The organism is Staphylococcus sp. HMSC065D05 (assembly GCF_001813195.1).
Lineage (GTDB): Bacteria > Bacillota > Bacilli > Staphylococcales > Staphylococcaceae > Staphylococcus > Staphylococcus epidermidis.
Map to the genome: position 1 here is coordinate 37,704 of NZ_KV811775.1, position 12,476 is coordinate 50,179.

Below are 12,476 nucleotides of genomic sequence, written 5' to 3' on the forward strand. Positions count from 1 at the left end.
ATATTTTATAAATTTTAGAACTCTCAATAATGTCAAAAGCTATATAAATAAGGTATTGTACAGATTAATAGTTTATTAAAACTCAGAATCAAAATGAGCTTTTCATAAAATCATAAATACATTTAACGATTAAGAACTATATTATTTTCTTACATTTATTTTTTTAACAGCGTGGCAATTAATATTACTATTTACGCAAACTTAAACTTTTAATCAAATAAATCAAATACAATGTAACTGTAATCAATTGAATTGGAGGTGTACTTCATGTTTATTTTTGATTTATTAAATAAAGGTGTTCAATTTTTTAAAGATGTTTTTAAAACTGATGAAAAATAATCAAAGCCTTTAAGAGAACAATTAATAATTAAACCTTTAGGCATTTTATCTCACACGACTACATTACAAACACATTTATATCAATCATTTTCAACTGTTAGGACATAACGTATTGAATTTTACTTGAATGTTCTACATGTTAAAAAGTTAGGGAAAGAAATACAATTCTTCAAGAATTTTTTCTTTCCCTACTTTTAAAACATTAATCCTTATCAAACATATAATAATTATAAAATACATAAATTATATCATATTTTTCGAAACAGAAAAGAATTCAAAGTTATTTTGTTTTTGAAATTATTTTACACTTAAGAATATTTTTTGATTACTTTAGAACTAGAAACCCAATTACTTTAGTTCAATACTATAATTTAGTTAACAAATACATAGGAGGTGAGTCACATGTTCATCATTAACTTAGTTAAAAAAGTTATCTCTTTCATCAAAGGTTTATTCGGTAATAACGAAAACGAATAATATTAAACTATTCTCTACTCCGCCCCTCCTGTTAGAGGGGTTTTTTACGTTAATGATTGTCTGACGCTGAACATAGCTCAATCAATACTATTCAAAATTCAACTTCAAAAAAGCACACTGAAAAATGAAGTAGAACTATAGTCATAACGGCAGAATTATTAATAGAATTAGTGAAAATATTTCTACAAACGTTATCAAGTTTCATCACAAAAAGACATAAAGATAAAACTTGAATAATAAAATTTAGTATCCAATGGCTATAAAATAATGCTCATCAAACTTTATTTGGGAGTCCTTTTAATTCATTAAGATAAAGTTATATAACTAGAGTGTAAGTAACTTTTTCATACACATTATTTATGCAAAAAAACTCTTAATCAGTAAAATACTACTCCCCTATTCTTGAAGTTGTTTGAAATAATCCTCATCTAAATGATTGAGGTTTATATTTTCAATTTGAAGTGTTACATGTTCTAAACCGTATTGTGTTTTTAACAAATCCGAAACTTTATTTATTGTAGCATAAGGCGATTTAATGTAGTCATCACTTAGTACAACATGTGCACTTAAAGAACTTTGATTCGTTGTAACACTCCATAAATGGAATTCATGAATATCTATCACGCCTTCAACATCTTTCATTGCTCCCATAATTTCATCTGCATCATATCGATCCGGCACACGCTCCATCAGAACTTTTGAAGCATTTTTAATAATTTTGTATCCTCCTCTTAAAATAATCAATGAAATGAGAATACTAATAATTGGGTCAACAATGTTCCATCCAGTAAAATGAATCAACACAAACGCCACAATAATACCTAAAGAATTTAATAAATCACCAATGAAATGCCATAATGCACTTTGAATATTAATATTATTCTCTTTTTTTAGAGAAATCATTAAAATGATGGTCAATACGATATTGGCAATTAAACCAATAAACGCAATTAGAATCATAATGCCACTTTCAACAGGTCTAGGGTGTATAATTCTCATGATACCCTCATACATAATTCCTAGTGAAATAACAATAAGTGCTAAGCCATTGAGAAAAGCTACGATAATTTCCAAGCGTAAAAAACCATATGTATAGTTCTTTGTAGGCGGCTTGCTCGAGAAATAAATCGCTACCATTGATAAACCTAATGCTAGAACATCACTTAGCATGTGAAATGAGTCAGAGAGTAACGCTAGTGAATTTGACACAATACCTCCTACAAACTCAACTACAGTGAATATCATAGTAATAACTAAAGATAACCATAATGTAATTTTTGAGCTACTTTGAAACTTTCTATGTTCAATGTGGTGAAAATAATCAGGTTTATTTTCCATGTTTTTCCTCCATCTTTTTACATCTGTTTAATTTTAAAGTTATTATACCCTTAATCTCATTTAAATAACTTAAATGAGTATTCGTTTGTAACTTCTCTAACTTTTTATAACTCAATTTTTTAATATGTTATAAAACTAACATTTCCTTTAAATTAAAGTTCATATTATTTAAACATTTAAAGGACATAAAAGTAATATAATTAGGTTGAATTCTATTAAAGTTTCTCTTTTTAACAACGCTAATGGTGTTTAAATATAAATGAGGAACATAAGGAGACATGCAAAATGAATCATCAAAAAAATCAGAGTAGGTTTAAACTACTAATAGCTGGCATAATAGCAGGACTTTTATCTGGTGTAGTCAAACTAGGTTGGGAGGTAATGTTCCCACCCCGAACACCTAGTAGAGATGCCACTAACCCACCTCAACAACTCTTACAATTACTAGGTATTCCGTCAGATATAACCCATCTCACATACAATTTTTCTGAGCATGCATTACCTTGGATAAGTTTTATCGTACACTATAGTTTTTCTATCGCTATTGCAATCATCTATATTTATATCGCAAAGAAATATACAAAAATCACATTAGGTTATGGTGCTTTATTTGGTATAGTTATTTGGATCGTTTTTCATTTAATCTTAATGCCGATGATGCATGTCGTACCTAATGCTTTTAATCAACCATTTTCAGAACACCTATCAGAATTTTTCGGACACATTGTTTGGATGATGGTTATAGAAATGGTCAGAAGGTATTTCTATAATATTCAACTAAATAATTAATTAATGAGACACAAAGTTCCAAAAGAATTGCATTTTTGTATTCATTTGGAACTTTTTTATTTCCTAACGTTATAGACAATATAGTATTGATACTTTCATGATTTCACATTCCCCTTATTACATATAGTAATAAACAATCATACTATTTTTTAAATCATATGTTAATGACAACATTTTATATTCTCTATAATACAGTAGCAATTAATCCTAATATTGTCGGTTATAAATTTACATTGTATACTGTGTTTTATATAAGAATAAATATGGAATACGTTTGTTATTTTCGTTTCGCTGTTCAAATTAATAGTTATATAAATTTAGTATTTGGAGAAATTACTAATGAAAGTTAAAGCATTAGTTGTTTTTCTTATCAATATCACTATTCTTAACGGCATGTGGTCTAAACTCCAAATATAGCTCAGAAAAAATATTGAAATGAGAAGTCAAAGTAAAAACAAAGCATCTCAAGCTTAAGAATTACAATGAATAAGTTCATTGAACATTACTACAGTGATTTATGATTCTTAAAAGCTCTCAAAATACAATTCAAACTCAAGAACAAGCTATTGATGAAAGTAATAATTCTAAAGATACTCAATATAATCAAAATTCAAATACCATTTCAACAATTTGCAATAACAACCTGAGTACACGCCAAATAACAAATATATGAACATGCCAAATCAAGAATGGATAAATAATACTAGGAATGGACTATCTTCTAGTAAGAGACAAATTCGTGACGAAATTCTCAATGGTAATTACGAAGGAGATGACGCACAGAAAGTTCTAGATGCAAATAATTATTACAAAAATTAAAAATTTACATTTAGTTCAACTAAATAGAAAGAGGTTTATATGTTATACGTAATTATAGGCTTTTTTATAATAGGAATCGGACTATATATTTTTAGTTTCTTTTTAGCACAAAATCAAGGATTATCTTATAAAAGTCATTGCAGAAATTTTTCTGCAGTTTTTATATCACTCGGTGTATTATGCTTAATGGGATATCTCGTTCATTATATATCTAAACACTATTTAGGCATATAGTTATCTCAACCAACTACACTTACCAACAAGCGTAATTTTTTTAATTGAGCGAAAGATAAGGGCCAACGTTTTATGTATAGACGGATAAAATCTATTATTTAATGTATAGCTCTTTTTTATTTAATCATCTCAACATACACGATATTATTTATTACTATTTTAGTCACTATATATGTCTTACCTTTAATACCAACTTTTAATGTTTAAAGATATAACCATCATGGTTTGCTCATAACTACATTTATTAAAATAATCGCATTGAAAATATCACTTAAGATACTTCAACAATGCCTTCTAGAATCAGACTAAAATTAACAGTTGATATTATCGACTTCATTTGTTTTATCGTCCTTGACATTGACGTTACGTTATAGATTAAAGTTGATCTTACCAATAAAGGAGGATTAACTATGGAATTATATAGTATGCCTATGTTTAATAAAATGTTAGTTAACGACATAGAGAAATCATCAGAATGGTATCAAGAGAATTTAGGTTTTAAAAGTATTTTTAAATTTAAAAATGAACAAAATCAAATTTTAATGGAACATTTACGATTAGCAAAATATCAAGATATAATGTTAATTTCTGGCAAGCAGTTTGAGGTCGGTAATGCAGTTTATACAAATATACTTGTACCAAATATACGAATTTTAAAACAACGAATATCTTCTCAATATATCGTGGAAGACCTTGAAGAAAAACCATGGAATTCTATTGAAATGACAATTAAAGATTTAGATAATCATTTAATTACGCTTACACAAAGTAACATAAGAAATGAAGAGTTTAATGCCTTGATGCAACATACTTCAAAAACTTTTTAAACTATAAGCTAAATCTCCTAGACAATAATTATTGTTTAGGGGATTTTATTTATAAACAGTCATTAATTAAGTTAAAAGTATAATAATATCACGCATTTTATTTCTAATTTAATGAGGTAATTCAAAAAATTTAATAATCACTCTCCATTACTGTATTATATTAAATCGTTAATACCATTGATTTGTATAACTTGGAATATCTATTCAGAAAACTATGATTATATCTTTTGTATTGTCGTTTTATCAGTATCTGATGAATATTTAAGTCTGAAACCCATAGTTCTATCCATACTAATATGAGCTAACCATATTAAAGCAATCTGTAAAAGTAACTTTTCATCAATGTATAAATATAATAGCGCGATAATTATAGGTATGATACACGTATGTCCAATATTGTAGACATAACTACCTGTTTTTCTATTAATCACATATCCTAACATAAAAATATCTGGAACTAATAGTAAAAGTAAAAACAGCCATATAGAAAATTCTAATTTAAAATAAACAGCGATTGTGATTATAAATATAAATGCATTTTCCAACTTAATTACACTACGCATATTAACCCCCACTTTACTTTGATGTATTTTAATTGAATACTTACTACTACAATTTTAAAAATTATCACTTATTCAGGCTAAGCATCTTTTTAAAGCTAATATCGTGCTTATGCTCACTGTAAATAGTAAATATTTAAAAACTTTAACAAGTTATTACACTTTAAAATTCACTTATGATATTATCATCTTTGTTATATAACTCATATAAAGAATGGTGGAAATTTATGAGCAAAGTAAATAAACCTTTATATTTCTATCTTATGTTATTTCTGTTGACAACTTTAATTGGTGCTTTTCTACTCTATTTGCCCTATACAGGAAGGAAACCCATTAACTTTATTGACGCATTGTTTGTAGCTTCTAGTGCATTCACAGTAACTGGTCTATCACCAGTTGATGTCGGAACACAATTTAATATTTTTGGGGAAATCATTATCTTATTACTTATACAAATTGGTGGATTAGGTATTGTTACAGTAGCAATGCTAACTCTCATCTTTTTAAATAAGAAAATATCAATTAACAATAGAATTTTATTTATGATTACTTGGAATATTGACGAACCCGGTGGTGTAATTAAACTTATTAAACATCTAGCCATATACAGCATCGCCACTGAATTATTTGGTACACTTTGTCTATGTTTATCGTTTATTCCAAAATTTGGTATAGGTAAAGGTCTATTTTTAAGTCTATTCACTTCAGTTTCCGCATTTAACAACGCAGGATTCGCCCTTTTTAAAAACAACTTAATCGACTTTTCAAATGATCCGGTAATCATTATCACTATTCCAATACTTATCATTTTGGGAGGCTTGGGGCATTTAGTTGTGGTTGATTTGTGGAACGCCAAAAGTTTTAGAAAATTATCCCTACACTCTAAACTCGTGTTAACGACCACTGGTTTATTAATTTTGATAGGCACAGTTTTCTTCTTTTTACTAGAAAATCAAAACTCTATGTTACACATGGGATTAATTGAAAAAATAGGAAATGCATTTTTCCAATCAGTGACAACAAGGACTGCAGGATTTAACACAATTGACGTTGGAAACATTAAAACACCTACAGCTTTATTACTTATGGCTCTCATGTTTATTGGAGGTGCACCATTGAGTGCTGCAGGTGGTATAAAAGTTACAACTTTTGTTGTTGCAACAATCGCTATTTTTAATACAATACGCAAAGAAAAAAATAACTCTATATTTAATCGAGAAATATCAGAAAGATACATACAGTTGTCTTTCGTAACTATTCTCATTTCTATTGCATTTATCGGTATGGTTACGTTTATACTTACCATAATCAATTCCAATATACCTTTAATCAAAATACTCTTCGAAGTCGTATCAGCATTCGGTACAGTCGGTCTCACTATGGATTTAACTTCCGAATACTATAATTGGACTGAGTTTATTATTATTATCGTAATGTTATGTGGTAAAATTGGATTACTGAATATTAGTAGAGCCCTTGTTCCACCTAAAGACCCTAAAAATTATAGATATACAAAAGGACACATTCACCTATAATGAGTTCCAATTACTGTAGAGTTAATATTCAAGGGTTAAAAAATATGTACATAATTTCTAAGTTATTTAAAGCGTAATTGAAAGGATTTTAAGTTCTAAAATTTTAACTGTGAAAGGATATAGAAGCGCATTTGTTAAGTATAAACCTACAAAAGCGCTTCTTTTTTATTATATAAAGAAGCCAGTAAATGAATTTATAAAAACTCATTTACTGGCTATTTTGCTAGGAATTATGTCCCAGCCTCTGTATAGTGGAGACGGCGGGAGTTCATTAAACCGTTTATCTATTGATATGATAATCGCTATAAGTATTGTCATATCAACGTTTACATTGACTAATCAGTTGTGTGTAAAATGGTAAAATTGAAAAAACAAAAGTAATTTGGGGCAAAGAATAGCAATAATTTTACATCAACTTAAATTTCTTTTATCCTATACCACTTCGTTGCATTTTTATAAAATATATTCTCACACTCTTCGTTAGTGAAATTATTTTCTATAATTTGAATATCATTCTCGTTAAACCTGTATGGTGCTCTGGTCGATGGTAAATCTGTACCAAACATTAGTGCTTCTGGATTAATATTATATATAGATCTCAAAGTATTGGGAATATCTAAATCAGTCCTGCTAAAGCCAGTAGCCTTTACTTTCACACCTTGTTCAACTAAATCAAGCATATGTGGTAATCCCTCTTTTGACAGCCCTAAGTGATCTATTGAAACTGCAGGTAACTTTTTAATAGTTGTTTTAATATCAGACAATTTCTTCGAATCAATATATAATTCTGTATGCCAGCCAACAACTTCATTTACTCTTTTTGCAAAATATTCAAGCTTTGATAAGTCTTCTGAACCACCACGTTTTACATTGAACCTCAAGCCAGAAACACCTTGATTATTTAAAAAAATCAATTCATCATCAGTAACAGAATGAGGCAATTGTGTTACTCCTACATAATTACCATTTAATTTATTTAATGTATCAATTAAGTATGACTGGTCAAAACCTTGAAAAGATCCTGAAACAATAGCGCCACCTATAATATTTAAAGAATTAACTTCGCTTTTATATTCAAGTGGCATATAACCGTTATTTTCATTTATTTGATATTCATAATCTATTATATGTAAATGAGCATCAAATTTTTTCATTTTTCTTCTCCTTTTTTAGAGTTACTTAATTAAAACTCTATCATATTAATAGAAAAAAAAATTATTTAATATACAAATAAAAATCTAAATGTTGTTTACACCTTACTTCATCCACTTCTAAAACTCTGCAAAATGTTGCTTAAATTGATGTTTGTAGGAATATTACAGAGCGTTTATCAATCACTTAAAACACATAGTTACACAAGAATAAAACTCGATGCAACACAGTACGTTTCTCAGCGTAAAAAACGCCACAATTAAGTGGTGTTATCTATCTTGCTGTAAATGATCAATTAGAATTTTAGGGCACTTCTTTTTAAAATGACATACTCTCTCATTTAATGGTAGTGTTTTTTACATTAGACTACTAGGCATAGAACATAGACACTTACAAATTATTAAACTTTTTATGTTTGCTTAGTCTTATACTTATATTGCAAAGTTTTGTTTTTGCAAATTCACTATTAAAGGAGATCACTGTATAATGAAAATCACAAAAACTGTTGGATCACTAGTCTTAAGTGCTGTTTTATTAACATGTGTTTCACCTTTAGCAAGTGCAGAAGAACAAGTTCAAACGCAAAATAGCAATGTTCAACAACCTCTAGATAACAAGACAAATCAACAAACTAATGAAAACAAAAAAGATGTACAAACCTATGTAGGTGGGACATATCTTACTAAAAAAGCTATTAAGGGTATATTAAATAATAAAGGTAAATTAGTAGGTGTAGTTAAAACTTTTACTGGCAATCAAAAAGCAACAAATGCTGTTTCAAAAAATTTCGACGCAATTGATGCAAAACTACGACCTTTGTTAAAATTATCTAAAGTCCCAGCTAACTCAGTTGCTGATGCAGTGTATAGAGGATTAGTAGAAGCTGGCGTTAAAAAAGGCCTCGCTGGTCAAGTTAAAGTTGCAGTAAAAGAAGGTATTAAATTACTTGTTTAGGAGTGAAAATAATGTTTGAAAATAAAGATGATATAAGGTTACTATATCAAGCAGTTTCAGAACTAGCTGAAATCGTAGGACATCATCCTTACAATACAAAATCAATAAGTCTTTTATGTTTAGATTTAGGTATCACTCTAGATGAATTTGAAAAAGTATTTATGGCATTTATAAGGTTGTCTAATAACAAAAGTACTGATGATATGAACATTGAAGAATTTAAATCTATATTAATTGAAAATGTGGGTAAATATGACGAAATAACAGACTCTCAAACTTTAAGATTTATAGAAGGCTACGCTAGAAATTATATACCTGAATTATTACCATATGCAGAAAAGTTATATCTTGATTTAAGAGTATAAAAATAAGTGCTTAGCATTGATTTGCTAGGCTCTTTTAATTTTAACCCTCTAATAGAACATCATTTATAATTTTAGTTCTATTAGGATACTTTTTTCGTTTATTTCTCAGCATCTTCTATTTTCTTACGTGCGATTGATTCAGAGCGTTGTGCTTGTCCCACTTGTGATTGGAGTTGAGCATTTTGTTCATCTCGTTGTTTAAGTTGTTTCTTTAACTCTCGCAATTCTCGAACAGTCATCTCGTCTGGTGTTTTAGTTTCTCAATTTGACGTTATGTGTTCTTTGGTGCGTTCTGGTTCGGGGAGAGTTGTAATAAGATATAAAGCACTTGAACCTAAATTGTGGTACGTATCAGAATTTGGTAATTCTGATGAAACCTTCATAAATCTGTTATCAGTATTCCAATCTAAATTTAAATTTTTAACCACTTGCTAAATTCTCCATGTGCTAAATCATTTTCTTTAACATGTTTCAATCTGCGACCTATTTCAAATATCGATTGACCAGCAATGTTGTTCGTATTTCATGCAGTTATATTTACACTTTAAACATAGGTTACACAAGAATAAAACTCGATGCATCACAATACGTTTCTCAGCGTAGAAAACACCACTATGAGAAGTGGTGTAATCAATTTTTATTCGTTCAATTTTTAGATTGTTCTTTTTTGATTACTGAAACAGATTTTTCTTTAGACTTCATCATTGACTCCAATTCTGAACTTGTTGATAACACATCTTCAAATTGATAGTTATCAAATTGTCCTATGTGTGCAGTGAAAATTTTACCTTTATCGTTGTTTATGTAACCTATTATTGCATATCCATCCATTGGATTCTTCTTAATTTCTGTGAATTTAATAGCTTTGAAGTCTTTTACGTTATACTTCATATAAAGAGTAATTCTTTCTTTTTGTTTATCATAGTATTTCTCTTCTTGTTCTTTTTGTTTGTCATTCTTCATTTTTAAATAACCACTTGAACCTATAATTACAATTACTAGTATTAATAAAACTAGAGTTTTAATTTTCATTTTCTTTATTTTTCTCTTCTTTTTTTATTTCTGAAACTGTTTTAGGATTTTTAATAATTATTTTATCAAATTCTTCAGTACTTGAGTAATCTCCTTCAAATTGATTTTTTTCATCTAAATAAGCAGACGCAGTAAAGCTTAATTTTTTATTATTATTAATATAACCTTTAATTGCGTAACCTCCCATTGGATCTCTTTCGCAACTTGTAAAATCAATACTTTTGAAATCTTTAACATTATATTTCATATATAATGTTATCCTTTCTTTTTGTTCATCATAGTATTGTTGCTCTTTTTCTTTTTGTTTGTCATTCTTCATTTTTAAATAGACGCCTCCTATAATTAATACTATACTAATTAATACAATGAATATTAAAATTATTTTTTTATTCAAACAATCATTCCTTTGAAGTGAAATAACATACAATCTTCATACTAAGAGGGCCTGTACCAGCGTAACCCATCACAATATTATTCGTGTCTGGCTTTCCATTAACAACTGGTGCAAATGCATAAGATCTTAAACCATTTTGGGTATCATCTCGTTTTTCCATAATTTCAAAAGTCTTACCATCATGTTTTACTGTATCTCCAATTTCATAATTTTCATAACTTTCTTCTGACAGGTTTCTAAAGTCTTGATCAGTATGTACCATAATTTGCTCCTTACTATTTTTGAAAAGAGGGTACTTGTATGAATAAAAAAATTGTATTCCTATTTGTATGTATAATAACATTAATCTTAGGGGGATTGTATATGTATAATAAAAACACAGAAAAACACTATATTGATACTCAAAAAAAAAAGGATAGATCTTTTTTTTCAAAATAATTTAAGTAATTACGAAAATTCTTCAATTGATTCAATACAAAAAACTCCAATGGGAAGCATTGAATTAAAAGGACACATCAATAATAAAAAAAATTTATATTTTAACGTAAAGCTAAATAAAGAAACAAATTATCAATTTAATGGAGATTTAGGCCAGTCTAAGGATTTGACTGAAAAATATATAAAAACCTTTTCTGATAAACAGAAAACTCCTTCCGAATTAATTAAAGAGAAAAAACTTAATAAAAAAGACTACGAAGCAGATCCACCTCTAATTTTGGGGTTTTAACATCAGAAAAGCACTAACTACTCAAGCTAATGAATAGTTAGTGCTTTTAAATTTCATTATTAGTCCTCCAACGATACATCATCAACAAATACCGGTCTGGTTGGATGTTCGTCTGCTACTTTATTTACCTCATTGTCTAATTCTTCATCTTCCTCATTCCACTCACCTATATTAATGAAAATTGGTGTGTCCGTAGCTTATTTATGTTATTGACCTCTATTTAATGTAAAAACACCCACCAACACTTCTGCTGATGGGTGGGCTTTGCTTAATATACTTCAAATGAGTCGACTAAGAATTCAAAATCTGTATTCATATCAATATTCTTACTTTTTAATTTCGTTACATTTGTTTGTGCAGCTTCACTTGCTTCGCCCTCAAATACTTCATCTAATTCTTGCCCTGCACTGTTGATGACTTCAATGATTTGTTGAATGTCGTTTTTACGTGTTTCTACATCTGATTTGGCTTGCTCTACCATACTTTCTGTTTCTGATCGCATAGCTTGTTTTAATTGTTCCAGTCTCGCCAATTCTCTTTGTTTCTTTTCTGCATCTTTCGAACTCATCTATGTCACCCCTAACTAAATAGTCCAAATACATCGCTTTCCTCTAAATCTTTTTCTTCAAATTTATCTGCTGCATATTCTAGTTTTTCTGCAAATTGTAGTAACGCTTTTTTATTTTGATGTATATCTTGCGTTACTTGTTCCATTAAATGATTATCATAAAATTCTAAGTTCCCTACAGACCCTCCTTGTGCTAGGGCTTCCATATACTCGGCCAAATCATTCGGACTTATAAATTTATGGGAACCACTCAACAATTCAGATTCATATTTGTCTAGGATGCGTTGGGAGCTTTTCTTTGTCTCCCTTTCATATTCCTCAATGGTTCTTAGTACATCATCATATTTATGTATTCGATCACGTAGA

16 protein-coding genes and 1 pseudogene are annotated in these 12,476 nt (G+C 28.8%); 7 read left to right on the forward strand and 10 right to left on the reverse strand.

What is annotated here, in order from left to right; genetic code table 11:
• Positions 1-741: 741 nt before the first annotated feature.
• On the forward strand, positions 742-816 hold the full coding sequence (locus HMPREF2897_RS13305) for an epsilon family phenol-soluble modulin (protein WP_095658922.1): 75 nt from the start codon (positions 742-744) through the stop codon (positions 814-816).
• Positions 817-1,212: 396 nt separating this feature from the next.
• Here HMPREF2897_RS13305 and HMPREF2897_RS11815 read toward each other — a convergent pair whose 3' ends face one another.
• A complete protein-coding gene (locus tag HMPREF2897_RS11815; RefSeq protein WP_070593327.1) occupies positions 1,213-2,154 on the reverse strand; it encodes a cation diffusion facilitator family transporter in 942 nt (313 codons plus the stop codon).
• Positions 2,155-2,439: 285 nt separating this feature from the next.
• Here HMPREF2897_RS11815 and HMPREF2897_RS11820 point away from each other — a divergent pair, with 285 nt between their 5' ends.
• Positions 2,440-2,943 (forward strand): YagU family protein, encoded by a 504-nt coding sequence (locus HMPREF2897_RS11820; protein ID WP_002487167.1) that lies wholly within the window; start codon positions 2,440-2,442, stop codon positions 2,941-2,943.
• A gap of 1,463 nt (positions 2,944-4,406) precedes the next feature.
• Complete coding sequence (locus HMPREF2897_RS11825; RefSeq protein WP_070593329.1) at positions 4,407-4,823, forward strand: VOC family protein; 417 nt, start codon at positions 4,407-4,409, stop codon at positions 4,821-4,823.
• A gap of 218 nt (positions 4,824-5,041) precedes the next feature.
• Here HMPREF2897_RS11825 and HMPREF2897_RS11830 read toward each other — a convergent pair whose 3' ends face one another.
• Positions 5,042-5,386, reverse strand: a complete 345-nt coding sequence (locus tag HMPREF2897_RS11830) for a DUF4260 domain-containing protein (RefSeq protein WP_038813099.1) — start codon at positions 5,384-5,386, stop codon at positions 5,042-5,044.
• A 224-nt stretch (positions 5,387-5,610) separates the two neighbouring features.
• On the opposite strand from HMPREF2897_RS11830, the gene HMPREF2897_RS11835 reads away from it, so the two are divergent.
• A complete protein-coding gene (locus tag HMPREF2897_RS11835) occupies positions 5,611-6,918 on the forward strand; it encodes a TrkH family potassium uptake protein (protein ID WP_002474948.1) in 1,308 nt (435 codons plus the stop codon).
• Positions 6,919-7,334: 416 nt separating this feature from the next.
• Here the strand turns inward: HMPREF2897_RS11835 and HMPREF2897_RS11840 are convergent, their stop codons facing one another.
• Positions 7,335-8,072 (reverse strand): amidohydrolase family protein, encoded by a 738-nt coding sequence (locus HMPREF2897_RS11840; RefSeq protein WP_002457237.1) that lies wholly within the window; start codon positions 8,070-8,072, stop codon positions 7,335-7,337.
• 484 nt (positions 8,073-8,556) lie between these two features.
• Here HMPREF2897_RS11840 and HMPREF2897_RS11845 point away from each other — a divergent pair, with 484 nt between their 5' ends.
• Together HMPREF2897_RS11845 and HMPREF2897_RS11850 are read left to right on the forward strand one after the other, a co-directional pair.
• Positions 8,557-9,024 carry a hypothetical protein gene (locus tag HMPREF2897_RS11845; protein WP_070593330.1) on the forward strand — a complete coding sequence of 156 codons (468 nt, stop codon included), beginning with the start codon at positions 8,557-8,559 and terminating at the stop codon, positions 9,022-9,024.
• Between the two features lie 11 nt (positions 9,025-9,035).
• A complete protein-coding gene (locus tag HMPREF2897_RS11850; RefSeq protein ID WP_002457239.1) occupies positions 9,036-9,389 on the forward strand; it encodes a hypothetical protein in 354 nt (117 codons plus the stop codon).
• A gap of 98 nt (positions 9,390-9,487) precedes the next feature.
• Here the strand turns inward: HMPREF2897_RS11850 and HMPREF2897_RS13210 are convergent, their stop codons facing one another.
• The 5 genes from HMPREF2897_RS13210 to HMPREF2897_RS11865 all read right to left on the reverse strand — a co-directional run bounded on the left by HMPREF2897_RS13210 (position 9,488) and on the right by HMPREF2897_RS11865 (position 11,077).
• Positions 9,488-9,613, reverse strand: coding sequence for a hypothetical protein (locus tag HMPREF2897_RS13210; RefSeq protein ID WP_020366806.1), 126 nt, complete (start codon positions 9,611-9,613; stop codon positions 9,488-9,490).
• Between the two features lie 188 nt (positions 9,614-9,801).
• On the reverse strand, positions 9,802-9,864 hold the full coding sequence (locus HMPREF2897_RS13215) for a hypothetical protein (RefSeq protein WP_229378760.1): 63 nt from the start codon (positions 9,862-9,864) through the stop codon (positions 9,802-9,804).
• Between the two features lie 170 nt (positions 9,865-10,034).
• On the reverse strand, positions 10,035-10,421 hold the full coding sequence (locus tag HMPREF2897_RS11855) for a DUF1433 domain-containing protein (RefSeq protein ID WP_002490761.1): 387 nt from the start codon (positions 10,419-10,421) through the stop codon (positions 10,035-10,037).
• On the reverse strand, positions 10,411-10,815 hold the full coding sequence (locus tag HMPREF2897_RS11860) for a DUF1433 domain-containing protein (RefSeq protein WP_002457242.1): 405 nt from the start codon (positions 10,813-10,815) through the stop codon (positions 10,411-10,413). Before HMPREF2897_RS11860 ends, HMPREF2897_RS11855 begins: the two co-directional genes overlap by 11 nt.
• 4 nt (positions 10,816-10,819) lie before the next feature.
• Positions 10,820-11,077 carry a hypothetical protein gene (locus HMPREF2897_RS11865; RefSeq protein ID WP_002490755.1) on the reverse strand — a complete coding sequence of 86 codons (258 nt, stop codon included), beginning with the start codon at positions 11,075-11,077 and terminating at the stop codon, positions 10,820-10,822.
• Between the two features lie 132 nt (positions 11,078-11,209).
• Here HMPREF2897_RS11865 and HMPREF2897_RS11870 point away from each other — a divergent pair, with 132 nt between their 5' ends.
• Positions 11,210-11,542: a DUF1310 family protein gene (locus tag HMPREF2897_RS11870; RefSeq protein ID WP_256276810.1), complete on the forward strand. Its 333-nt coding sequence runs from the start codon at positions 11,210-11,212 to the stop codon at positions 11,540-11,542.
• 268 nt (positions 11,543-11,810) lie between these two features.
• On the opposite strand, the gene HMPREF2897_RS11875 is transcribed toward HMPREF2897_RS11870, so the two are convergent.
• Both HMPREF2897_RS11875 and HMPREF2897_RS11880 read right to left on the reverse strand, forming a co-directional pair.
• Positions 11,811-12,110: a hypothetical protein gene (locus tag HMPREF2897_RS11875; RefSeq protein ID WP_002457245.1), complete on the reverse strand. Its 300-nt coding sequence runs from the start codon at positions 12,108-12,110 to the stop codon at positions 11,811-11,813.
• A gap of 11 nt (positions 12,111-12,121) precedes the next feature.
• Positions 12,122-12,476 (reverse strand): annotated as a pseudogene (locus HMPREF2897_RS11880) (hypothetical protein); the annotation flags it as partial.